Origin of the sequence: Azoarcus olearius (genome assembly GCF_001682385.1) — a bacterium.
Taxonomy (GTDB): Bacteria; Pseudomonadota; Gammaproteobacteria; order Burkholderiales; family Rhodocyclaceae; genus Azoarcus; species Azoarcus olearius.
In genome coordinates this window covers 1986512-2008724 of the sequence record NZ_CP016210.1, presented here as the reverse complement: position 1 = coordinate 2008724, position 22213 = coordinate 1986512, and the positions used below count along the sequence as shown (strand labels likewise).

The following is a 22213-nucleotide window of genomic DNA, read 5'->3' as shown; positions in this document are numbered from 1 at the left end:
CGACGCCGCCCGAGGCTGAACCTGTCGCCATATCCCATTTTGGGTAGATGATGAACGCAGCCCGAAAGAGCCCCACGGGCCCGGCACGCACGATCGGTCGCGGGCCGGCCGGACGCCCTTCAAGGCGGCGGCTGTCCAACCCCAACCGTCAGTCCGCCGCCACCGCGGCCCGCATCGCGGCGCTGATCACCTGGCGGTTGGCGTAGCCCTCCCACGGGTCGCGGGTGAGCCGCGCCAGCCGCTGGTGCAGGTTGCGCACCGTCCATTGGTCGGCACCGTCGATGCGCTCCAGCTCCTGGCGGGTGATCGGCACCGACACCGCCAGCCCGGGGCGCGCACGGACCGAATAGGCCGACACCGTGCTCGCCGCGCGCTGGTTGCGCAGGTAGTCAACGAAGATGCGCCCTACCCGGTTCTGCGGCCCCATGCGGTCCGCAAAGCGCTGCGGCAGGATGCGCGCGAGATGCCGGGTGACCGCGCGCGAGAACTGCTTCAGCGCCTCCCAGTCGTGCCGCCGCGCGAGCGGCACCACCACGTGGATGCCCTTGCCGCCGCTGGTCTTCAGGAAGGCATCCAGCCCGATTTCGTCCAGCAGCGTCAGCACCAGCCGGGTCGCCTCCACCATGCGCGACCACGGCAGCGCGGGGTCGGGGTCGAGGTCGAACACGATGCGGTCGGGGCGCTCGATGCGGTCGGCGGTGGCATTCCAGGTGTGGAACTCGATCGTGCCCATCTGCGCCGCGCCGACCACGCCCTCCAGCGTATCCACCATCATCAGGCGCTCGCCGTCCGGGTCGAGGTCGGGCGGCAGCAGATGCACACCCGCCATCGACATCTTGTCGGCATGACGCTGGAAGAAGCGTTCGCCGTCGATGCCGGTGGGCGCGCGCAGGATGGACAGCGGCCGCCCCGCCAGATGGGGCAGCAGCTGCGCGCCGATGCGGCAGTAGAAGGTGGCGAGTTCGCCCTTGGTCACGCCGCTGGCGGCGTCGATGACGCGGTCCGGGTTGCTGATCGCAACGCCCGCGAGCGTGCCGGGACTGCGCCTCGCGCCGGCGCGGACGCCGTTCGACGGCACCTTGGCGGTCGGCGCCGGCGCGTCTTCGTCATCGCGTCCGTCACCTTGAATGCGCGCCACGGCGGTGGCGGGCAATGCGCGCTCGCGCACCGCGTCGGCGGCGGGTTTGTCGTCGCGCAGGCCCTGGAACACCGCATGGCGCACCAGCCCGTCGCGGGTCCACATCGCAAACGCCACCTCGCACAGCAGGCGCGGCTCCAGCCAGGTGGCGCCGCGGGTGACGCTGCTATCGACCGGCAGCGCCAGCGCCGGGGTCGGGCGGCGCAGTGGCTGCATGCGCTGGTGCAAGGCCTTCAGGCTGGCGCCGCTGAAACCGCTGCCGACCTTGCCGGCGTAGCGCAGGCGCCCGCCCGCGGCTTCGTCGTGCACCGCCAGCAGCAAGGCGCCAAACCCCTGGCGCCCGCCCTGCGGTGCGCTGTAGCCGACGATCACGAACTCCTGCCGCTGGCGGCATTTGAGCTTGATCCAGTCGGTGCTGCGGACCGAACGGTAGGGGCTGCCGGCGCGCTTGCCGATGACGCCCTCGATGCGCAATTCGCAGGCGCTGGCGAGGATGTCCTGCGGCGGCACCGGAAAGTCCTCCGAATACGCCAGCCGCGGATGGTCGTGCGCGCCCAGCAGTGCGCGCAGGCGGGCTCGGCGCGCTTCCAGCGGCAGCTTGCGCAGGTCCTCGCCGTCCAGGTAGGGCAGGTCGAACAGGAAATAGCGCAGGTCCACGTCACGCCCCAGCTCCAGCGCGTTCTGCAGGGCCTGGAAATCGGGCACGCCGTGGGCGTCGGTCACCACCACCTCGCCGTCCAGCCAGGCGCTGTCCGCGCCCAGGCTTTCCACCGCCTCGCGCAGCGGTGCCAGTTTTGCGGTCCAGTCGTGATGGTTGCGGGTGTAGAGCCGCGCGCGGCCGTTTTCCACCCGTGCCAGCATGCGGTAGCCATCGAACTTGAGTTCGTAGCGCCATTCGCCCGGCGGTGGCGCCTCCACCGCGGTGGCGAGTTCCGGCGCGATCCAGGCCGGATTGCGCGCGGCGTCGCCGCGCAACGCTGCCACGCGGGCCTTCTTCGCGCCCTCGCCGCCCGCCGCGCCGGCGGCATCGCGCCGCGCTGGCAGTTGGGCGTGGGTCAATACGCTCTCGGGCCGTGCGACGACCACGTCGTAGTCCGACTGCGGCCGCGCAGCGCCGTCCGCATCCTTGATCAGCAGCCACTGCGCCTTGTCGCCGCTGCCGCCGTCGCGGGTGCGAACCAGGGTCCAGCCGCCGGAGAGCTTTTCGCCAAGCAGGTGGAAGCTGAGCTTGCCGGCGCGGTAGGCCGCCGCGGGATCGGGGTCGCGCGGCTGCCACAACCCGCGGTCCCACACGATGACGTCGCCGCCGCCGTACTGGCCCTGCGGAATGCGGCCCTCGAAGTCGGCGTAGTCGAGCGGATGGTCTTCGACGTGCACCGCCAGGCGCTTGACCCGCGGATCCAGGCTCGGCCCCTTGGGGATCGCCCAGCTCTTCAGCGTGCCGTCGAGTTCCAGGCGGAAGTCGTAGTGCAGCCGGCGCGCGGCATGCTTCTGCACGACGAAGCCGAGCGCGCCCTCGGCGCGCGGCCGCGCGCCGCGCACCGGCGGCTCCGCGGTGATCGAGAAGTCGCGCTTGCGGGCGTATTCCGCCAAAGCGGCGATCGCGCCCGGCTTCATGCCGCGCGCTTCGTCGCGGCGTTTGTCGTGTGCCTTCATCTCGTCTCCCTCGCGGCCGCATTGCGGCCGGCGCGCTTACCCTGTTTTCTTTCGTGCCGGGGCGCGGCGGGTGCGCGGACCCGCGGCCGGCGCCTCGCTCTCCGCCGCCTTCGCCGCGCCACGACCGCGGGCCGGGCGCGCCGGGGGTTCGGGTTCGCCGCGCCGCGCGAGGCTGCGCTTGAGGAGTTCGGCCAGGTCGATCACGTCGGCGCCGCCGGTCTCCTCGGCGGTCTCCACGGTGCCCACGGTTTCCAGCTTGCCGGCCGCCGCCTTGCGCTCCACCAGCTCCATGATCCGGGCCTCGAAGCTGTCGGTGTATCGCGCCGGCTCCCAGTCCTCGCTCATGTCCTCCACCAGCCGCCGCGCCATCTCCATCTCGCGCGCGGCCGGCTTGGCGGTTACGGCTTCCGGCTTCAGGCCGATTTCCTCCACGGCGCGCACTTCGTCGGCCCAGCGCAGGGTGTTGAGCACCAGCGCCGGCCCCAGCGGCATCAGCATCGCCAGGCGCTGGCGGGTATGCAGCACCACCTGGGCCAGCCCCGCCCTGCCGGTGGCCACCAGCACCTCGCGCAGCAGCGCATAAACCTTCTCGCCGCGGCGGTCGGGGGTGAGGTAGTAGGGCGTGTCGAGGTAGAGCGGCGACACCTGCGCGGCCTCGACAAAAGCCACGATGTCCACCGTCTGGGTGGCTTCCGGATAGGCGGCGCGGATCTCGTCGTCGTCCAGCACCACGTACTGATGCTTCTGGTATTGCACACCGCGCACGATGTGCTCGCTGGCGATCTCCTTGCCCGTCGCCTTGTTGATGCGCTTGTAGCCCACCGGGTCCATGGTGCGGCTGTCCAGCCAGTCGAAGTCGATGCCGCGGCGGGTGGTGGCCGGCACCAGCGACACCGGGATATGCACCAGCCCGAAGCTCACTGCCCCCTTCCAGATCACCCGCGCCATGGCGTCCTCCAACCGCGGCCGGCGTGGCCGCCCGGCGCATTCCGTGCAAGCCGCGTTCCCGCGCGCCGGCACGGTGGGCACCCCGCTTGCAGGACAAGAGGATTGCGGCGGCCCTTCGCCGCGCTCAGCTCATAGGAGGCGACCGCGATGCGGCTCCATCTCAAACCCGTTTCCGATCAGACCATTGTCGTCACCGGCGCCACCAGCGGCATCGGCCTTGCCACGGTACGCATGGCGGTGGCACAGGGCGCCCGCGTGGTGATGGCGGCGCGCAACGCGCAGGCGCTGGCGACGCTGGCCGAAGGCTTCCACCACCTGGGCCGCAGCGCCGTGGCAGTGCCGGCGGACGTGGCGAATGTGCAGGACGTGCAACGCATCCGCGACGCCGCGCTGGAAGCCTTCGGCGGCTTCGACACCTGGGTGAACAACGCCGGCGTCTCGATCTTCGGCCGCTACGAAGACGTGCCGCTGCAGGACATGCGGCGGCTGTTCGAAACCAACTTCTGGGGCGTGGTGCATGGTTCGATGATCGCGCTCGAGATCCTGCGCGAACGCGGCGGCGCGCTGATCAACCTCGGCAGCGAGGTGTCGGACATCGCCTTGCCCCTGCAGGGGATGTACTCGGCCTCGAAGCACGCGGTGAAAGGCTTCACCGATTCGCTCCGCATGGAGGTGGAAGCCGCGGGCTATCCGGTATCGGTCACGCTGATCAAGCCGGCCGCCATCGACACCCCCTTCGTGCCGCACGCGGCCAACTACATGGATGTGCAGCCGCGCCTTCCGTCGCCGCTGTACGCCCCCGAGGTCGTGGCGGACGCCATCCTGTATGCGGCGCATCAGCCCAAGCGCGACATCTACGTGGGCGGCGCGGCGAAGGCGTTCTCGGCCAGCAACCGGATGATGCCGCGCGTGATGGACAAGGTGAGCGAGCGCTTCATGATCGACCAGCAGCGCAGCGAGCGCCCGGTGGCCCATCCCACGCAGGCGACGCTGTACCACCCGGGCGGCGGGCTGAGAGAGATGCGCGGCGATTCGCGCCCGGTGCATCACAGAAGCCTCTACACCCGGCTCACGACGAGTATCGGCCGCTAGAAGAAAAAAGCCCGCGCCGGACGGCGCGGGCTGCAGATGTATGGAGTACGACCGCCGCGGCGCGGTTAGCTGCCCGCAGTGTTCCAGTGCGGCGGCGCGGCAAAGAAGCGATACACCGCCTGCAGCCATTCCGGATCACCCAGTGCCGGCCACTGATCGGTGCGGAAGGTGGGCGCGCGGCCGAGATCTTCGAGCGTGTAGGCGAGCACCATGCCGAGCCGGTTTGGTTCGGGCCCGAACGCCGCCCAAGGCACCGCGCACAACAAGCGGCTGCCTTCGAGTTCGATCACCAGGAAGGCGATGCGGCCCGCGGCGAGATCGAGCAGCACGTGCCGGACGCGACCCACCAGTTCCCCCGCCGGGTCGCGCACCGCCTTCCCTTCCAGCCGGGAGGCAACGGTGACATCGCTCTCGACCTCCGCTTGCCGCGGCGTGGTCTGCGCGGGCCACGCGCACGCTGCGTCGCGTAATGTCTGCGGCTTATGCATATGGGCAGCCCCCGCCCCCATCCAGCTATCGGTCAAGCCATATTGAAGCCGCCGCGGTCGCGTGTCGCTCATCGCTTTTTCTCCTCGGATGGTGCACTGCGGAGAGGATATCACCCTGCAGTGGGCACACGGTGTACCGTGCGGGCGTGCACCACGCGGCGTTCGCCATAGCGACCCGGGAGGGAGCGCAGCCGCGCGCCGCGCGCACCCAGCATGCCGCCGCCGGCGCCCGCCAGCAGGGAGAGCAGGATCGCCGCGCTCAGCCACGTGCTGGCGATCGACGCCGCCTGCGCCGCATCGGTCACGCCTTCACGCCGCGCCACGTCGTTGCCCGCCTGGCCACGCAGCGCCATCGCCTGGTCGACCGCGATCGCCGCCTGCTCCTCGCTCATGCCCAGCCGCTCGCGCAGCACCGCGGTGGCCGCTGCGCGGTCGCCGCGCTGGATGCTGGCGAACAGCTCGGCCATCGCGGCGTCGTTGTTGGGACTGGCTGCGGTGCTCTGCGCGGTGGTGGCGGCCATGCCGAACATGCCGCTGAGCGCGTTGCCGGTCACCGAGCCGGTGACGATGGCGAAGAACAGCACGGTAGCGCCCCACGAGACGACGCCGTGCAGCACGCCGTCGGAAGTGCGCCGCAGCCCCGACCCGCGGGCCGCCACGTAGCCGCCGACGAAGGCGGCGATCAGCATGCTGACCGTGTTCCAGGTGACGGCGGCGATCGACATGCTCTCGCCTTCGGGCCGCGCGCCCGTGCCATAGACCGCGAACCCCGCAGCGACACCGATCAGCATCAGCAGCAGATGGATGCCGACACCGACGGCAAAGCCCGCAATGACGGAACCCCAGCGGATGCCGCTGTAGATGGTGTGTTCGGGTTCGATGCCCGTTTCCTCGATGGTTCTGGTTTCCATGGCTCGTCCTCACAAGTTGGGTATAGGCCGGGCCCGCTTGGGCCGCTGGAGGGCATGGTGCAAATGCCGTTCCAATGCCCGGGGGCCCGCAGGCCGCGCCAGACCGGGAATTCTTACCCGCAAGATGTAATTCCTACCGCGCCCGGCGCTGACCAAACGCAGTGCCGGCGCGGGCGCCGGCAGCGCGGCACGGGCCTTGCAGACGACCGCTGCAGGCGATGTGGAGCGCGCATGTGCGCCCTTCCCCGCCGTTTCATTTCTGCCGCCCAGGAGGCCCGCATGGAAACCGCCACCACCCGAACGGACGCCCTGACGCTGCTGGAGCAGGAGCACGCCCGCCTGCGCACGCTGGTGTCCACCGCCCGCCGCCGCACCGAAGCCGCCGACACGCCCCCGCCCGAGGGCGACTTTCCACTGCGCAGCGCGCTGCCGCGGCTCAAGCAGCAGGTGCTGCGCTATCTGCGCATCGAAAGCGAAATCCTCCATACGCCGCTCGGCATGACCGAACCGCCGGCCGACGCCGTGGGCGACGCCAAGACGCGCTGCGACGTCACCCGCCAGTTGCTCGAGCGGGTCGACGCCACCTGCCCCGAGCAGGGCGAGAACACCGATTTCCGCGAGGCCTTCGAGGCGCTTGCCGACCATCTGCTGGCCCACCTCGACGCCACCGCCGAAACCCTGTTTCCGCTGGCGGAGGAACGCGGCCTGGACCTGGAAGCCCTCGGCCGCCGGATGCAGGAGGAAGACATCGACGAAATGCCGGCGGCTACCCGTACGGAAGACGGCCGCCTCGACATCGGCACCGGCGAGGATCGCAGCCCCACGCTGTAAGGCCCACGATGCGGCGGGATGCGCGCCCGCCGCGCTCACATGTCGGTCATCGCCTCGCAGCTGTTCTTGCAGCGTTCGCAGGCGTCGATGCAGGCGTCCATCTCGTCGAGATCGCGGCAGCTGCTGATGCAGGCGTCGCAGATGTCGGCGCACACCGCGCACACCTGGCGGTGCAGCGACGAGCCGGTGGCCATCACCTCCGCCGCCAGTGCGCAGACACGGGCGCACACCAGCATCGTGCGCAGGTGGTCGGGCTCGGTGTGGCGGCCGCCCTTCTCCAGGCAGTGGCCGGTGGCCATGCTCAGGCAGACCAGTTCGCAGGCGCGGCAGTCTTCGATACAGGTGCTCATCTCGGGGCTGAGGGCGGTCGGGTCCATCGGACGTCTCCTGTGAATCGCGGCGGATTTGCCGCCGCTGCTGCGCTGCAAACCGCGTTCCGCCCGCAACGCGGGCCGCGCCGGTTACGCGGGTGAAGCCGGTTGCTCGCCCAGCGTCTCGCGGAACTGTTCCATCGCCGCCTGCAGCTGCGGCCGCGCCAGCGCGGTTGCGGGCAGCACCGCGCGCAGCACCCGCAGCGCATCGGCGCGCAACTCCGGCGTGGGCAGCAGCGCGGGCAGGGTTTCGAGCGCGCGGGCGGGGTCGTAGGCGACGATGGTGCTCTGCATCACCAGCAGCGCCCGCAGCGCCTCGGCATCGAGTTCCTGGAAGACGTGGGCTTCGCGCAGTTGCGACTGCACATAGGCCAGGGTTTCGCGCCGCACCGAACCGCCCGCCTTCATCAACAGCAGCAGCATGCGCACGACCGCCTCGCGCACGCCGCCTTCGGTCATCGCCGCCAGCGCCAGCGCGGCGACGTCCTCCGCCCCGCCGGCGGAAAACAGCCGCGCCTTCGCCAACCGGTCGCCGGCACCCAGCGCATCGAGCGCACCGTATATCGAATGGAAGAGCGTCTCCAGCATCGCATCGCGCACATCGCGCACGGTGTCGAAACCGGCCTCGACGACGTCCGACAGCGCCGTTTCCCAACTGAGCCAGGGGTTGGCCTCGCCCACCTCGGGGCCCTCCCCCATCCGCTCGCGCGCCACCGGCACCCACCACAGCCAGGGGTTGAGGTCGCTCCAGGCGCGGCGCTGCACCCGCAGCGGATGCAGCTCCTTCATCCACCAGGCGGAAAGCGCGCTGGCGCCCTGCCGCACCCAGGGCGACACGAAGAGGTCGTAGACGCGCCCGTTCAGCTCGGACACCGCGGCGACGATGTGGAACGCGCGCTCGTCCTCGCGGCTGTCGTCGTGCGCCAGGATGTCCTCGATCTCGCGCTCGTGCAGGCTCACGTCGTACTGCTGCACGCCGTGCTCGTCGATGTGGGTGTCGGTGATGGTCAGCTCGTACAGGCCGGGCGGCAGCGCCTCTATGTTGGCCAGCGTGCCGGCGATCTGGCTGAACTCGCGCCGCACCACCGAGCCGGATACGAAGATGCCGAGATGGCCGGCATCGGCGTGGATGATGTAGACGATGGTCTGGCCATGGGCCTTGATCTCGCGCGTGCAGCTATAGGTGTCGGCAATCCAGTTGAGCGCCTGCTGCGGCGGCGTGATGTTGTCGCCCTGCGAGCAGAACACCACCACCGGCGAGCGCACGCGGCGCAGGTCCAGCGTCTGCCCGCGCCCGAGCGGAATGCCGCCGGTGGCAAGCTTGTTGCCGACGAAGAGGTCATCGACGATGCCGCGCATCTCGTCGGCGGTGAGCTGCACGAAGCCGCCCCACCATTTCTCGAAATCGAGGAAGCGGCGGGCCTCCTCCTCGCCGCCGCGGAACACGCGGTAGTACTTGGTCCACACCGTGTTCGCGGGATTGAGGCCCTCGAAGTTCTGGACCAGCCAGGCGCCGTCGAAATGGCCGTGGCCGAGGTCGCCAAGCAGGTAGGACGGCCACGAGCCACCGGCCAGCCCGCCCAGGTAGCGCATCGGGTCGCGGCCGCGCACCCCCGCCCAGTACGACAGCGGCGCGCCGTTCAGCACCACCGGCCCGGCGATGCCCGGGTCCACCGCCGCCAGCGCCATCACCGCCCAGCCGCCCTGGCAGTTGCCGACCAGCGCCGGCTTGGGGCTGCGCGGATGGCGCGCCGCCACCTCGCGCACGAAGCGCAGCTGCGCCGCGGCCACGCAGGCGAGCGTCTGGCCCGGTTCGGGCTCCGGATAGAACACGGCGAAATAGACCGGGTTGCCCGCCTGCAGCGCCACACCCACCTGCGACTCCTGCTTGAAGCCGCCGATGCCGGCGCCGTGGCCGGCGCGCGGGTCGATGATCAGGTAGGGCCGCTTGGTCTCATCCACCTCAACGCCCTCGGGCGGCACGATCCGCACCAGGCAGTAATTGACCGGCCTTGGCAGCTGGCGGCCGTCGATCAGCACCTCGTAGTCGAACGCGAGCAGCGGCGGCTGGCCGGTGGCCTCGTAGTCGAGAAAGTCGTTGCCGCGCTGGCGCAGGGTGTCGGCCAGCAGCACCGCGCGGCGGGTGCAGTCCAGCGCGTACGCCAGGGTTTCCGCGGGGGACGGCGGACGCTGGCTGGACTGGCGCGCCCAGCGCTGGCTCAGCCGGCGCGCGCGGGCGAACAGGCGCACCCGCAGATCGTCCAGATGGTCGTGACGGGCAAGGACCGAGGTGGCAAGCCGGCGCCGGCCTGCGCGGGTGGCGGGGCGTCGGGCCGGAACAACGGAAAGGAAGGCGGGACCGGAACCAGCGGATAGCGGCATGACGGATCTCCTGGCGGGTTGGGCAGGCGGGTGCGGCCGGCGGCCTCGCGCCCTTCAGGGCGGAGCCGGCCGGAACGGCGATTGCTGCATCAGGGCCATGTCATCGTGATAGCGCAAGGAGCGGGCACATGCACCGGGAACACATCGGCGGCCTCCACGAACTGTGGTTGAAGAACGGCTACCAGCACGCGGGCAGCGGCGTGCGCTACCAGGATCCCGATGGGCTGGTGCACGCGATCGGCGTGGAGCTGTGCCGCGCGGCGCACCGGCTGGCGCCGGATGGCGTGCACTTCCTGCGCCGCTTGATCGAGCGCACGCAGGACGAACTCGACGCGCTGCTCGACCTGCCGCCGGGCACTGTCGCCGCCTGCGAGGCGGGCCTGGAGACGCTGCCCACGGGCGCCTCGGCCCGGCTGCGCGCAGAGGCGCTGGCGGCGCTCGGGGTGCCGGCGCTGGCCGTGCCGGACCAGACCCTGGCGCCCGCGCAGAAGTTGATCTTCGCCCACGATGATCGCGGCTGGCACTGCGTGGAACGGGTGGTGCTGCCCGCGCTGCTGTGCGGTGCGCCCCCAGGGCAGGCGGCGCCGTGGCCGCGCCGCGCTAGCCGTTGACGATCTCGCCGCCGTTGGGATGCAGCACCTGGCCGGTCATGTAGCTGGCATCCTGGCTGGCGAGAAAGACGAAACTCGGCGCCACCTCGTCGGGCTGGCCAGGGCGCCCGAGGGGTTCCTTGGCGCCGAATTTTTCCACCTCCTCGGCCTTGAACGTGGCGGGAATCAGCGGCGTCCAGATCGGCCCCGGCGCCACCGCGTTCACCCGGATGCGCTTGGCCGCCAGCGCCTGCGCCAGCGAGCGGGTGAAGGACACGATGGCGCCCTTGGTGGCGGAATAGTCGATCAGGTGCGCGCTGCCGCGGTAGGCGGTGACCGAGGTGGTGTTGATGATGCATGCGCCCTGCTGCAGGTGCGGCAGTGCGTGGCGGCAGAGGTCGAACATCGAGAACAGGTTGGTGCGGAAGGTGCGCTCCAGCTGTTCGCGGCTGATGTCCTCGAAGTTTTCCTGCGGGTGCTGCTCGGCGGCGTTGTTCACCACGATGTCGAGCCGGCCAAAGGCGCTCAACGTCTGCTCCACCAGCTTGGCGGTGAAGGACTCGTCGCCGATGTCGCCCGCCATCAGCAGGCAGCGCCTGCCCTGCAGTTCGACCTCGCGCCGGGTCTGCTCCGCGTCCTCGTGCTCTTCGAGGTAGGCCACCGCCACGTCGGCGCCTTCCTTGGCGAAGGCGATCGCTACCGCGCGGCCGATGCCGCTGTCGCCGCCGGTGATGATGGCCACCTTGCCCGCCAGCTTGTCGCTGCCGCGGTAGCCGTGCATGCGGTCCTCGGGCTGCGGCCGCATCTCGTTCTCGCGCCCCGGCTGCTCGTCCTGGTGCTGCGGCGGCAGGCGGTGGCCGGAATCCTTGTCGCTCATGTCTGTCTCCCCACGCCGCGGGGCGCGCCGGCCGGGCGCGCCCCGGCCGCGTTCAGCGATGCCGCCCGCGGGCGACGAAACCTGCCAGCGCGCCGAGCGCGCCGCCCGCCAGCGAGGCCATCGCCAGCGCGGTCCACGGGTGGATGGCGATCTGCTCGCGGCAGCGGGCGTCGATATCGGCGAAGCGACGGCGCGCATGCACGTGCTCGTCCTCCTCGCGGCTCAGGTCCTCCACCGGCTCTTCCACGCGGTGGCCGGGGTCGCTCGAGTAGATCTTGATCTCGTCGTCGCCGGGTTTGTCCGCTTCGTTCATGGTCTGCCCTCCGGGTTGAAAAGTGGGCGCTCAACCGAGTTCGTTGAGCATCAGGGTCTCCAGCCAGCCCCGCACGCGCACGAGGTGTTCCTCTTCGTGGCGGAGCGCCCGCTGGAAGTGGGGAATCAGCACATCCTGACCGGCCTCCTCGGCCAGCCGGATCAGCAGCGACCAGCACGCCTCATCGAGCAATTCGGCCGACAGCAGCGCCTCCAGGCACTGGCTCATCGTGGTTCGCGGGTCGGTCAGCACCTGCATCACGCCGCTGCTGGCCACGCCCGCCACATCGGCCGACGGGGTCTGCGCGGAGGAGTCGGCGCCGAGCGAATCGAGCGCCGAGGCGACGATATGCATGTGCTCCAGCTCCTCGTCGCGCAGGTGGCGCAAGGCCTCGGCCGAAAACGGCAGCTGCATCGACGTGCTCGCCAGCGCCTCGGTCTTGTCGATCAGCGCCTGGTAGAGGCGCACACCGCTGCGTTCGAAGGCGAGCCGTTCGCCGAGCTTGTCGACCAGCACTTCGGGCCGCATCCCGGTGAGGCGTGAGGCGGCGGTGGTGAAGGCGCCGGTGAGCGTGCCGGGCATCGGCACCGAGCCGACGCGGTCGGCGTCGAGCACGTAGGCAGAACGCAGCGGCGCGAGCGCCTTGCCGTCCGGCTCGCCCTCGGCGGTGGGCGGGGCGGTCGGCGTCTGCAGGTCGGCGTACGACTGCATGCTGTGCAGCGCCAGCGGCGAAGTCTGTGCGCCGGTACGGTTGAAACCGGTTTCCAGATAGGTCGGCATGGGAATCCCTCCTTGTGATCCGATTGATTGCAGCGTTTCGAAATCCGGGGCCGCCTCAGTTGCGCATCTGCGGACGGTTGAGTTCGGTGCCCGAGGTCCAGTGGTAGGACATCGCCACCTGGGTCGAGGGCGAACCGGCGGCATTGATGCGCCGGCGGTACTCGATCGAGGCCGGGCTTTCGGCGTTGCGCACGACGAACTCCGAGCCGTTGGCGCGCAGATCCACCTCTTCGGCCAGCACGTCGCGGACGAAGTCGCGCTGGCTGCGGAATTCCAGCGGCGCCGGCAGGCTGCGCGCCAGCACCTCGGCGGGGTCGCGCCCTTCGTGGCGGCGCAGCAGGTCGCACACCAGGTGCAGATGGCCGAGTTCGTAGTCGCAGAAGCGCTCCCATAGCGCCTTCAGGCGCGGGTTGGTCTCGGACTCGGCGCAGGAGTAGTAGCCGTACACCTCGGCGGCCTCGTGCAGCAGCCACATCTCCAGAAAGCTCTGCTGCGGGTCGAGCAACGAGCCGTACTGGGTGACGTGCTGTTCCTCGATCGAAGCGATCTCGGCGTACAGCTGGCGGGCGACCGGATCGGCGAAGGTGGGGCCGATGTTCATGTAGTAGTCGTGGGTCTGGAACTCGGCCGCGGTGATCAAGGTGGCATGCAGCTTGGAGACCAGCTGCGCGCGCGGACCGTAGGCGCGGCGCACGTCGTCCTGCGGGGCGCGGTGCTCCTCGGCGGTCGGTCGGCCGGGCACGATGTCGGTGTGGCCCTGCAGGATGTTGTTGGCGTCCTTGCCTTCCAGCCGGTCGAGCAGCGCGGAATAACGGTACAGGTGGTCGAAGTCCTCCAGCAGGCCGAAGCGATACACCTGCGCGAGGTAGGGATCGGGCTCGCGCTGGGCCACCGCGGCGGTGACCTCGATCGCGAGCTGTTCATACGCGATGGTGGTTTCCAGCGGCGAGTGGTCGGCGGACATCAGCCAGTTCACCGCGGTGGCCTGGTGCTGTTCGATGCGGCGCACCTGCGCCAGCGGCACCCTCAACTCGCCATTGAGGCGGGCGGCGATGTGGCTCAGACGCAGGGCATCGGTTTCCAGCCCGTTCATCAGGATCACGCGGAGGCGGGTAAAGGCGTCGTCGTCGAGCTTGCTGATCGGCTTGCCGACCATGTCCTTCCAGGTCATGCATTGTTTGTCGAGCGGTACCCCCGCGTTGTCGAACAGGTTCATCGGTGTCTCCTCGGGCGCGATGACGCATGGGCTGGCGCACGTCACATGATTGCGGCGGTGCAAAAGCCGTTCCCGCGGTGGCGTTCCGCGTCGGCGCGGTCATCCCCGCCGTCATGCACGTAGGAATTACAGCTGCGGGGTAATTCATGCGAGCGGGCGTGGCGAGCGTTGTGACAGCGGCGTTAAACTCGGCCGCAACGGGGCCCCGGATCGGGCACCCCGCTTGCAAAGCGAATGCGTCGCCGCGCCGCCGGCATATACCAAGGAGAATCCGTCATGGACACGAACGCTTCCTCGCGCCCTCCCCACCCCCTGACCCGCCGGCTGCACGCCGGCCTTGCGCTGCTCATGCTCGCCGCCACGCCGGCGTGTTTCGCGCAGCACGGCGTGGCGCTGCTGGGCGGCACCCGCAACGATGTCGACAGCTTCGGCCTGCAATGGACGCTGCCGCCGGTGTACGAAGCCCATCCGGGCGGCTGGCGCATCACCGCCTCCCCCGAACTGCAGATCAACCAGCACCGCCACGAGGGCGACAAGCTGGTGCAGGGCGGCGCCTTCGCCACCTTCCGCTTCGAACCGCCGATGCAGACGATCCGCCCCTATCTCGAACTCGGCCTGGGCGCCCACGTGTTCTCGCGCAACGACCTCGGCTCGAAAGAGTTTTCCACCCGCTTCCAGTTCGGCGAACTGGTCGGCGCGGGTTTTTCCTGGGGCGGCGAAGCGCCCGGCGGGCGGGGCGAAACCTGGCTGGGGGCGCGCCTGATGCACTACTCCAACGCCGGCATCAAGCACCCCAACCCGGGACTGGAAACCTTCCAGGTCATCCTCGGCCACCGCTTCTGAGCGGCGCGGCAAGCCGCCGGATCTAGCCGGCGGCGCCGCTTTCGGCCAGCGCGGCGAGCGGAATGCGGACCCAGTCGGGGCGGTTGTCCAGTTCGTAGCGCAGCTCGTACAACAGCTTCTCGACCACGAACAGCGTCAGGAAGTCGGCGGCCGCCGCGGGCGGTGGCACCACCTCGTGATAGGCGGTGATGAAGGCGTCGGTGGCATTGCGCTGCCAGCCCGCCAGCGCGCGGGCGAGCGCGCCGTCGCGCGCCGGCTGCGCCAGCGCGATACGCAGCTCGATCGAGCGCACCGCGTAATCCAGTGAGCGCAGCATGCCGGCGACGTCGCGCAGGGCGAGGTGCTTGTCGCGCCGCTGCGCCATGGGCCGCGCGGGTTCGCCCTCGAAATCCACGATCACGAAGTCGTTCTGCACCACCAGCACCTGGCCGAGGTGGAGGTCGCCGTGGTAGCGCGTCTTGAACAGGTGGTGGGCATCCAGGTCGAGGTCGCGCACGCGCGCCGCAAGCTCCTCGCCCATCCCCAGCACGCGGGTGGCGAGCGCGCCTGCCTCGCCGTCCAGCGCCGGCGCGCGCGCCGCGAGTTGCGCCAGCGTATGCCCGATGTCGCGCAGCACGCTGGCGCGCCAGTTTTCCACTTCAGCCCCATCCACCGGCTCGGGGCGGAAGGCGGGATCGCCGCGGTCGTCGGCCAGCGCAAGGTGAAGCTCGCCGACCCGCCGCCCGAGCGTCGCCATCTGCAGCAGATACACCCGGTTCATGCCGTCGGTGTCGCGCTCGCCGTCGGCGCCGGGCCAGGTGTCGGCCGAGAACAGCCGGCCGAGGTGGTCCAGCGTGTAGTCCCAGGCATTGCCCTGGCTGTCGACATAGGCCTGCATCATCGCCAGCGCCGAGGCGCTGCCGTCGGCGGTAACGAATTCCGCCGAACCGACCACGGTGGCGATCCGCTCGAAGCCGGCGCGGGCAAGGAAATAGCCCATCTCCAGCTCGGGGTTGATGCCCGCTTGCAGGCGCCGGTAGCCCTTCAGGTACAGCCGCTGGCCGAAGAACACGCCGGTGTTGGTCTGCTCGGTGGCCGGCAGGCGGAAGTCCTCCTGGATGGCATCGGCCAGCGTCTGCCAGGCCGGCGTGGTGACGAAGCGCAGTTCGCCGCTACCGAAGGCCATCGCGCCGCCGCCCCCCACCGCGCGGGCGAGCGCACGGCAGAACTGCGGGTCGACGAAGGCGTCGTAGAGCAGGCCCATGCGCGCCTTCTCGCGCACGCGGGCCAGTGCAGCGGCGCCGAAGCGGTCGCCCGGGTGTTCGCCGCCCTCCTCCCAGGCGATCGCCAGCGGCAGGAAATAGGTCTGCGGCATCGCGTCCGCGATGACCACCTCCAGCAACACCAGCAGCCAGCTGGCGCCCTCGGCGACCCACTCCTGCTCCTCCACCACCTCGACGCGCACGATGCTGTCGCCCTTGGCGGCGAACCAGCGGCGCTGGCGCAGGTAGGGCAGCAGCACTTCGTCCTGCAGTTGCGCGCGGCTGCGGCTGGAGATGGCGCGGCGCACGCGGTTGCTCTCGTCGCTGCTGCGCACGAAGGTGCGCCAGCCCTCGGTGAGCACCAGCACCGGCAGGTCGGAGGCCGGCAGCCGTTCTTCATGCCACTGCGGCGCGGGCGCCTGCGCGGAAAGCTCGAAGGCGTAGAAGCCGTGGCCCGGCAGCGTCAGCAGATAGGGCAGCCGGCCGATCGGCGGGAAGGCGGTGCGGCCGGAGATTTCCACCGGCACCCTGCCCTCGTGGCGCGCGAGGTCCAGTTCCACCGCCTGCGGCGTGCGCGCGAGGTTGGCGACGCACAGCACGCGCTGCTCGCCCGCCACCGGGTCCACGTATTCGCGCAGATAGGCCAGCACCTTGCGGTTGCCCGGTTCCAGGAACACCAGGTTGCCGCGGCCGAACGCGCGGTAGCCCTTGCGCATCTGGATCAGGCGGCGGTTGAAGTTGAGCAGCGAATGCGGATTGCGCGCCTGCGATTCGACGTTGATCGTCTGGTAGCCGTAGATCGGGTCCATGATCGGCGGCAGGTAGAGCTGCTGCGGATCGGCGCGCGAAAAGCCGGCATTGCGGTCGGAGGTCCATTGCATCGGCGTGCGCACGCCGTTGCGGTCGCCCAGGTAGACGTTGTCGCCCATGCCCAGCTCGTCGCCGTAGTACAGCGTGGGCGAGCCCGGCATCGTGAGCAGCAGGAAGCTCATCAGCTCGATGCGGTCGCGGCTGTTTTCCAGCAGCGGCGCCAGCCGGCGGCGGATGCCGACGTTGAGCCGCATGCGCGGGTCGTTGGCGAAGAACTCCCACATGTAGTCGCGCTCGCGGTCGGTGACCATCTCCAGCGTCAGCTCGTCGTGGTTGCGCAGGAAGATCGCCCACTGGCAGTTGTCGGGGATCTCCGGCGTCTGCCGCATGATGTCCACTACCGGAAAGCGGTCCTCCTGCGCCAGCGCCATGAACAGCCGCGGCATCAGCGGGAAGTGGTAGGCCATGTGGCATTCGTCGCCCTCGCCGCGCTCGTTGCCGCCGAAGTATTCGCGCACGTCCTCCGGCCACTGGTTGGCCTCGGCCAGCAGCACGCGGCCGCGGTAGTTCTCGTCGATGACGCGACGGATCTCGCGGATCGTGGCGTGGGTTTCGGGCAGGTTCTCGTTGCTGGTGCCTTCGCGCTCGCGCAGGTAGGGCACCGCGTCGAGGCGGAAGCCATCCACTCCCATGTCCAGCCAGAAGCGCATCGTGCGCAGCACCGCCTTCAGCACGTTGGGGTTCTCGTAGTTGAGGTCCGGCTGGTGGCTGAAGAAGCGGTGCCAGTAGTAGGACTGCGCCACCGGGTCCCACGCCCAGTTGGAGGTTTCGGTGTCGGTGAAGATGATGCGGGTGCCGGCGTAGCGCTTGGGGTCGTCGCTCCACACGTAGTAGTTGCGCTTGGATGAACCCGGCGGAGCGCGCCGTGCGGCCTGGAACCAGGCGTGCTGGTCCGAGGTGTGGTTCACCACCAGCTCGGTGATCACGCGCAGCCCGCGGCGATGGGCCTCGCGCACGAAGACGCGGAAGTCGTTGCGGGTGCCGTAGGCCGGCAGCACGCCGTGGTAGTCGGCCACGTCGTAGCCGTCGTCCTTCAGCGGCGAGGGGTAGAAGGGCAGCAGCCACAGCGTGTCGACGCCGAGGTCGTGGATGTAGTCGAGCTTGCGCGTGAGGCCGGCGAAGTCGCCGATGCCGTCGTCGTTGCCGTCGAAGAAGGCCTTGACGTGCAGTTCGTAGAGGACGGCGTCCTTGTACCAGAGGCCGTCGTCACCGGGCGGGGGGTTCAGCGGCATATCCAAGGCGGGCCCTCACAGGAAGTAGTCGAAGTCGCGCTCGCTGCGCAGGCGGCGGCGCACCCGCAGGATGTGGGCGGGCATGCGCTGCGGGTCGAGGCGCACGAAGTTGCGCGCCCCGCTCCACAGGTAGCGCGCGCCGGACAGCAGGTCGTGGGCCTGGAAAGGCGTGCCCGGGGCGATGCCGAGCGCGGCGAGATCCAGCTCCAGCCAACCGGCGTGCGGGTTGTGCGGATCGAGGTTGGCCACCACGATCACCAGGTTGTCGGATTCACCGCGCCCGTCCGCGCCGGGCGCGCGCTTGGCGTAGGCGATCATCTGTTCGTTGTCGATGTCGAGGAAACGCAGCGAGGCATTGGAATGCAGCGCCGGGTTGTCGCGCCGGATGCGGTTCACCCGCCCGATCAGTTCGGCCAGGCTCTGCGTCGGGTCCGGATCGTTGGGCCACTCGCGCAGCTGGTATTTCTCGGAGTTCAGGTATTCCTCGCTGCCCGGCTCGCGCGGCTCGTACTCCATCAGCTCGAACGCGGGGCCGTAGATGCCGTAGGCCGAGGCCAGCGTGGCCGCCAGCACCAGCCGCACCACGAAGGCCGCGCGGCCGCCGGTCTGCAGGTATTCCGGCAGGATGTCCGGCGTGTTGGGCCACACGTTGGGGCGGAAATAGTCGCGCCCGGGCCCGTGCGCCAGTTCCTCGAAGTAGGCGGTGAGTTCGGCGCGGGTATTGCGCCAGGTGAAGTAGGTGTACGACTGGTTGTAGCCGAGCTTGGCCAGCCGGTGCATCACCCGTGGCCGGGTGAAGGCCTCGGCGAGGAAGATCGTGTCCGGGTGCTCGCGGCGGATCGAGGCGATCGCCCACTCCCAGAACGCGAAGGACTTGGTGTGCGGGTTGTCCACCCGGAACACGCGCACGCCCTCGCGTATCCAGTGGTGGAAGATGCCCGCCAGCGCCTGCCACATCGCGCGCCAGTCCTCGCTTTCGAAATCGAAGGGATAGATGTCCTGGTACTTCTTGGGCGGGTTCTCGGCGTACTGCACGCTGCCGTCGGGCCGGCGGCGGAACCAGGACGGATGCTCGCGCACCCAGGGGTGGTCGGGCGCGCACTGCAGCGCGATGTCGAGCGCGATCTCCAGCCCGTGATCGCGCGCGGCGGCCACCAGCGTGCGCAGGTCGTCCAGCGTGCCGAGCGCCGGGTGCACCGCGAGGTGGCCGCCCTCGGCGGCGCCGATCGCCCACGGGCTGCCGACGTCGTCCGGCCCGGCTTCGAGCGCGTTGTTGGGGCCCTTGCGCCGCTCGCGCCCGATCGGGTGGATCGGCGGCAGGTACACCACGTCGAAGCCCATCGCGGCAATTGCCGGCAGGCGCCGCACGCAGTCGGCCAGCGTGCCGTGCGAGGCGCCGGTGCCGGCCGAGCGCGGAAAGAACTCGTACCAGGCGCCGAAGCGGGCGCGCGCGCGGTCCACATCCACCGGCAGCGCGGCGTGGGTGGCGGCGAAGCGGCGGTCGGGGTAGCGGGTGGCGAGTTCGGCAAACGCCGGATCGAGCGCGAGCAGCTTCATCACCTCCGCGTCCTCGCCGGTGCTCGCGGCCTGCAGCCGCCGGCCCCAGTCGACCAGGCGCTGGCGGTCGTCGCCCTCGGCGCGGGCCGCGGCGTCCGCGGCCAGTCCGGCGCCCACCAGCAGCGCGATGCGCACGTCGCCGGCATCGATGCGGCGCGCGAGTTCACCGCGCCACGACAGGAAGCCATCCACCCAGGCCGACACGGTGTACCACCAGCGCCCGAGTTCCGGCAGGCGGATGCTGGCGCGCCAGCGGTCGTTGCCCAGCGGCTGCATCGGCACTGCGTGCCAGCGCTCCGGAGCCTCGCCGTCGCCCTCGTCGTCGCGCCGCCAGGCCAGCACCGCCACCACCGCGTCATGGCCGTCGGCGAAGCAGTCGGCCTCCACCACCAGGTCTTCACCCAGGCTGCGCTTGACCGCGAAGCGGCCGCCATCCACCTGCGGCGTCACCCCTTCGACAACCGCGCGGACGCGGCCCTCGGCCGGTAATTCAATGCCCGCCGCCATCGCCCGACTCCTGCACGAAATACATCACCCCGAGCGGCGGCAGCGTCAGCGCCAGCGACCACGGCAGGCCGTGCGCCGGCGCGGGCGCCGCCTCCATGCCGCCGAAGTTGCCGACGCCGCTGCCGCCGTAGGCCATGCCGTCGCTGTTGAGCGCCTCGCGCCAGAAGCCCCCCGCCGGCACGCCGACCACGTAGTTGTGCCGCACGAGCGGCGTGAAGTTGCACACCACCAGCACCGCGCGCCCGTCGCCGGCGAGGCGCAGGAAGGCGAGCACGCTGTCGTCGGCGTTCTCGCTATCCACCCAGCGGAAGCCGGCGGGGTCGAAGTCGAGCGCGTGCAGCGCCGGGTGTTCGCGGTAGAGGCGGTTGAGATCGCCCACCCACAGCCGCAGCGCGGCCTGCAGCGGGTTGTCGAGCGCCGCCCAGTCGAGTTCGCCCTCGTGCGTCCATTCGGCGCGCTGGCCGAATTCGCCGCCCATGAACAGCAGCTTCTTGCCCGGATGCGCCCACATGTAGCCGAACAGGCTGCGCAGCCCGGCAAAGCGCTGCCAGTCGTCGCCGGGCATGCGGGCGATCAGCGAGCCCTTGCCGTACACCACCTCGTCGTGCGAGAGCGGCAGCACGAAGTTCTCCTGAAAGGCGTACCAGATCGAGAACGTGAGCCGGCCATGGTGGAACTTGCGGTAGATCGGGTCGTGCTTGAGGTAGTCCAGGGTGTCGTGCATCCAGCCCATGTTCCACTTCATGCCGAAGCCGAGCCCGCCCAGGTAGGTGGGCCGCGACACCATCGGCCACGCGGTCGATTCCTCGGCGATGGTGTGCACGTCGGGATGGTCGCGGTACACCGCCTCGTTGAGCCGGCGCAGGAAGGCGACCGCCTCCAGGTTCTCCTTGCCGCCGTGGCGGTTGGGAATCCACTCGCCGGCGCGGCGGCCGTAGTCGAGATAGAGCATCGAAGCCACCGCATCCACCCGCAGCGCGTCGATGTGGTAACGGTCGAGCCAGTTCAGCGCGCTGGAAAGCAGGAAGGCGCAGACCTCGTGACGGCCGTAGTTGAAGATGCAGGAATGCCACTCCGGGTGGTAGCCCTGGCGCGGATCGGCGTGCTCGTAGAGATGCGTGCCGTCGAATTCGGCCAGGCCGTGGGCATCGCTCGGAAAATGCGACGGCACCCAGTCGAGGATCACGCCGACGCCGGCCTGGTGCAGCGTATCGACCAGGAACATGAAGTCTTCCGGCGGGCCGTAGCGCGCACTCGGGGCGAAATAGCCGGTGCTCTGGTAACCCCAGGAGCCGTAGAACGGATGCTCCGCCACCGGCAGCAATTCGACGTGGGTGAAGCCCATCCCGCGCACGTATTCCGCCAGCAGCGGCGCGATCTCGCGGTAGCCGGGCAGCTGGCCGGCGCGCGGCCGCCGCCAGGAGCCGAGGTGCACCTCGTAGATGCTCATCGCGCGGTCGGCCGCCTGCAGCCGGCCGCGCGCGGCCATCCAGTCGCCATCGCCCCAGGCGTAGTCCAGCCGCCATGCCCGCGACGCGGTGGCCGGGGGCGCCTCGGCGTACACCGCGTAGGGGTCGGCCTTGTCGATCAGGCTGCCGTCGGCGCGCTCGACGCGGAACTTGTAGAGGTCGCCGTGCGCCACCCCGGCCAGCTCGCCTTCCCACAGCCCCGAGTCGTCGGCACGCAGCACCAGCGGGGCACCTTCGCCCCAGCCGTCGAAACTGCCCACCACGCGCACCGAACGCGCGTTGGGCGCCCACAACGCGAAACGCGCGCCGCCTTCGCCAAGCACGCAGCCCATGCGGTCGTACAGGCGGGCGTGCGAACCCTCGCGAAAGAGATAGACGTCGTGCGCGTCGAGCAGCGCGGCACGCTGGTCGGAACGGTCGCCGCCCATCAGCGCACGTAGCCGCTGCCGACCACGCTGCGGCTGGTGGCAAGATCGGCCCGCACCGCGCGCAGCGCGCGGCGCTCGTCCTCGATCTCGGCCGCGGTGCGCACCCCCATGCGGCGGAACAGCGGCAGCGGCGGGCACCAGCCCTGCAGCGCATGCTGCAGCAGGAAGGCGCCGACCAGCGCCGGCATCACGTAGAAGCGCCGGTCGACGAAGGCGCCCAGCACGCAGCCCACCAGCGCCACCGACGCCGCATTGGCCTCCAGCGTGCGCTCGATGTCCCATTCGCGCTCCAGCTCGGCCAGGCGCTGGTCCACCGCCGGCAGCCCGCCGAGCGAGGCCTTCTCCACCGCCTCCCAGGTGTGGCGGCGGATGCGGCGGTTGACGTGGTCCGCGGTGTGCAGCGGCACCCGCTCTGAGGTTGATGGCAGCATCGTTTGTTTCCTCCTCGAAGTGGCGCCCGCGCGGGGCGCCCT

18 protein-coding genes are annotated in these 22213 nt (G+C 70.2%); 4 read left to right on the top strand and 14 right to left on the bottom strand.

Annotation, left to right across the window (positions count from 1 at the left end; all coding sequences use genetic code 11):
* Positions 1–148: 148 nt before the first annotated feature.
* Together ligD and ku are read right to left on the bottom strand one after the other, a co-directional pair.
* Positions 149–2794, bottom strand: a complete 2646-nt coding sequence (ligD, locus tag dqs_RS09290; RefSeq protein ID WP_084018368.1) for a DNA ligase D — start codon at positions 2792–2794, stop codon at positions 149–151.
* Between the two features lie 36 nt (positions 2795–2830).
* Positions 2831–3742: a non-homologous end joining protein Ku gene (ku, locus tag dqs_RS09285; protein WP_065340284.1), complete on the bottom strand. Its 912-nt coding sequence runs from the start codon at positions 3740–3742 to the stop codon at positions 2831–2833.
* 147 nt (positions 3743–3889) lie between these two features.
* On the opposite strand from ku, the gene dqs_RS09280 reads away from it, so the two are divergent.
* Positions 3890–4834, top strand: a complete 945-nt coding sequence (locus dqs_RS09280; protein ID WP_011765472.1) for an SDR family oxidoreductase — start codon at positions 3890–3892, stop codon at positions 4832–4834.
* A 65-nt stretch (positions 4835–4899) separates the two neighbouring features.
* Here dqs_RS09280 and dqs_RS09275 read toward each other — a convergent pair whose 3' ends face one another.
* Together dqs_RS09275 and dqs_RS09270 are read right to left on the bottom strand one after the other, a co-directional pair.
* Complete coding sequence (locus tag dqs_RS09275; protein ID WP_084018365.1) at positions 4900–5394, bottom strand: PRC-barrel domain-containing protein; 495 nt, start codon at positions 5392–5394, stop codon at positions 4900–4902.
* Positions 5395–5432: 38 nt separating this feature from the next.
* Positions 5433–6233 carry a hypothetical protein gene (locus tag dqs_RS09270; protein ID WP_065340282.1) on the bottom strand — a complete coding sequence of 267 codons (801 nt, stop codon included), beginning with the start codon at positions 6231–6233 and terminating at the stop codon, positions 5433–5435.
* A gap of 279 nt (positions 6234–6512) precedes the next feature.
* Here dqs_RS09270 and dqs_RS20925 point away from each other — a divergent pair, with 279 nt between their 5' ends.
* Positions 6513–7064, top strand: coding sequence for a hemerythrin domain-containing protein (locus dqs_RS20925; protein ID WP_011765469.1), 552 nt, complete (start codon positions 6513–6515; stop codon positions 7062–7064).
* Positions 7065–7099: 35 nt separating this feature from the next.
* Here the strand turns inward: dqs_RS20925 and dqs_RS09260 are convergent, their stop codons facing one another.
* Both dqs_RS09260 and dqs_RS09255 read right to left on the bottom strand, forming a co-directional pair.
* Entirely contained in the window at positions 7100–7441 is a 342-nt protein-coding gene (locus tag dqs_RS09260; RefSeq protein WP_011765468.1) for a four-helix bundle copper-binding protein, read from the bottom strand.
* Positions 7442–7525: 84 nt separating this feature from the next.
* The gene (locus tag dqs_RS09255) at positions 7526–9817 is read right to left on the bottom strand and encodes a DUF3141 domain-containing protein (RefSeq protein WP_065340281.1); all 2292 of its coding nucleotides are present in this window, start codon (positions 9815–9817) and stop codon (positions 7526–7528) included.
* A gap of 128 nt (positions 9818–9945) precedes the next feature.
* Here dqs_RS09255 and dqs_RS09250 point away from each other — a divergent pair, with 128 nt between their 5' ends.
* Positions 9946–10428, top strand: coding sequence for a hypothetical protein (locus dqs_RS09250; protein ID WP_065340280.1), 483 nt, complete (start codon positions 9946–9948; stop codon positions 10426–10428).
* Here dqs_RS09250 and dqs_RS09245 read toward each other — a convergent pair.
* Genes dqs_RS09245 through dqs_RS09230 form a run of 4 tightly spaced genes read right to left on the bottom strand, consistent with a single transcriptional unit; the run spans position 10418 to position 13593 of the window.
* Positions 10418–11284 carry an SDR family oxidoreductase gene (locus dqs_RS09245; protein ID WP_065340279.1) on the bottom strand — a complete coding sequence of 289 codons (867 nt, stop codon included), beginning with the start codon at positions 11282–11284 and terminating at the stop codon, positions 10418–10420. The two genes, dqs_RS09250 and dqs_RS09245, sit on opposite strands and share 11 nt — an antisense overlap.
* 52 nt (positions 11285–11336) lie before the next feature.
* A complete protein-coding gene (locus dqs_RS09240) occupies positions 11337–11597 on the bottom strand; it encodes a hypothetical protein (protein ID WP_011765464.1) in 261 nt (86 codons plus the stop codon).
* A gap of 30 nt (positions 11598–11627) precedes the next feature.
* Positions 11628–12377: a ferritin-like domain-containing protein gene (locus dqs_RS09235; RefSeq protein WP_065340278.1), complete on the bottom strand. Its 750-nt coding sequence runs from the start codon at positions 12375–12377 to the stop codon at positions 11628–11630.
* Positions 12378–12432: 55 nt separating this feature from the next.
* Positions 12433–13593 (bottom strand): hypothetical protein, encoded by a 1161-nt coding sequence (locus dqs_RS09230; RefSeq protein WP_065340277.1) that lies wholly within the window; start codon positions 13591–13593, stop codon positions 12433–12435.
* Between the two features lie 276 nt (positions 13594–13869).
* Between dqs_RS09230 and dqs_RS09225 the strand changes: the two genes are divergently transcribed.
* Complete coding sequence (locus dqs_RS09225) at positions 13870–14436, top strand: acyloxyacyl hydrolase (protein WP_065340276.1); 567 nt, start codon at positions 13870–13872, stop codon at positions 14434–14436.
* Positions 14437–14458: 22 nt separating this feature from the next.
* Here the strand turns inward: dqs_RS09225 and treS are convergent, their stop codons facing one another.
* From treS to dqs_RS09205, 4 genes are read right to left on the bottom strand one after another with little or no spacing between them, the layout of a single operon-like run.
* The gene (gene treS, locus dqs_RS09220; RefSeq protein WP_065340275.1) at positions 14459–17779 is read right to left on the bottom strand and encodes a maltose alpha-D-glucosyltransferase; all 3321 of its coding nucleotides are present in this window, start codon (positions 17777–17779) and stop codon (positions 14459–14461) included.
* 15 nt (positions 17780–17794) lie between these two features.
* Complete coding sequence (locus dqs_RS09215; protein WP_065340274.1) at positions 17795–19843, bottom strand: alpha-1,4-glucan--maltose-1-phosphate maltosyltransferase; 2049 nt, start codon at positions 19841–19843, stop codon at positions 17795–17797.
* Entirely contained in the window at positions 19827–21740 is a 1914-nt protein-coding gene (glgB, locus tag dqs_RS09210; protein WP_065340273.1) for a 1,4-alpha-glucan branching protein GlgB, read from the bottom strand. Before glgB ends, dqs_RS09215 begins: the two co-directional genes overlap by 17 nt.
* Positions 21740–22171, bottom strand: coding sequence for a YgaP family membrane protein (locus dqs_RS09205; protein WP_011765457.1), 432 nt, complete (start codon positions 22169–22171; stop codon positions 21740–21742). Before dqs_RS09205 ends, glgB begins: the two co-directional genes overlap by 1 nt.
* Positions 22172–22213 lie beyond the last annotated feature (42 nt).

Excerpts from the sequence above, each read along its gene's own strand:
- ligD (WP_084018368.1), bottom strand. The coding sequence starts at position 2,794 with ATGAAGGCACACGACAAACGCCGCGACGAAGCGCGCGGCATGAAGCCG.
- ku (WP_065340284.1), bottom strand. The coding sequence starts at position 3,742 with ATGGCGCGGGTGATCTGGAAGGGGGCAGTGAGCTTCGGGCTGGTGCAT.
- dqs_RS09280 (WP_011765472.1), top strand. The coding sequence starts at position 3,890 with ATGCGGCTCCATCTCAAACCCGTTTCCGATCAGACCATTGTCGTCACC.
- dqs_RS09275 (WP_084018365.1), bottom strand. The coding sequence starts at position 5,394 with ATGAGCGACACGCGACCGCGGCGGCTTCAATATGGCTTGACCGATAGC.
- dqs_RS09270 (WP_065340282.1), bottom strand. The coding sequence starts at position 6,233 with ATGGAAACCAGAACCATCGAGGAAACGGGCATCGAACCCGAACACACC.
- dqs_RS20925 (WP_011765469.1), top strand. The coding sequence starts at position 6,513 with ATGGAAACCGCCACCACCCGAACGGACGCCCTGACGCTGCTGGAGCAG.
- dqs_RS09260 (WP_011765468.1), bottom strand. The coding sequence starts at position 7,441 with ATGGACCCGACCGCCCTCAGCCCCGAGATGAGCACCTGTATCGAAGAC.
- dqs_RS09255 (WP_065340281.1), bottom strand. The coding sequence starts at position 9,817 with ATGCCGCTATCCGCTGGTTCCGGTCCCGCCTTCCTTTCCGTTGTTCCG.
- dqs_RS09250 (WP_065340280.1), top strand. The coding sequence starts at position 9,946 with ATGCACCGGGAACACATCGGCGGCCTCCACGAACTGTGGTTGAAGAAC.
- dqs_RS09245 (WP_065340279.1), bottom strand. The coding sequence starts at position 11,284 with ATGAGCGACAAGGATTCCGGCCACCGCCTGCCGCCGCAGCACCAGGAC.
- dqs_RS09240 (WP_011765464.1), bottom strand. The coding sequence starts at position 11,597 with ATGAACGAAGCGGACAAACCCGGCGACGACGAGATCAAGATCTACTCG.
- dqs_RS09235 (WP_065340278.1), bottom strand. The coding sequence starts at position 12,377 with ATGCCGACCTATCTGGAAACCGGTTTCAACCGTACCGGCGCACAGACT.
- dqs_RS09230 (WP_065340277.1), bottom strand. The coding sequence starts at position 13,593 with ATGAACCTGTTCGACAACGCGGGGGTACCGCTCGACAAACAATGCATG.
- dqs_RS09225 (WP_065340276.1), top strand. The coding sequence starts at position 13,870 with ATGGACACGAACGCTTCCTCGCGCCCTCCCCACCCCCTGACCCGCCGG.
- treS (WP_065340275.1), bottom strand. The coding sequence starts at position 17,779 with ATGCCGCTGAACCCCCCGCCCGGTGACGACGGCCTCTGGTACAAGGAC.
- dqs_RS09215 (WP_065340274.1), bottom strand. The coding sequence starts at position 19,843 with ATGGCGGCGGGCATTGAATTACCGGCCGAGGGCCGCGTCCGCGCGGTT.
- glgB (WP_065340273.1), bottom strand. The coding sequence starts at position 21,740 with ATGGGCGGCGACCGTTCCGACCAGCGTGCCGCGCTGCTCGACGCGCAC.
- dqs_RS09205 (WP_011765457.1), bottom strand. The coding sequence starts at position 22,171 with ATGCTGCCATCAACCTCAGAGCGGGTGCCGCTGCACACCGCGGACCAC.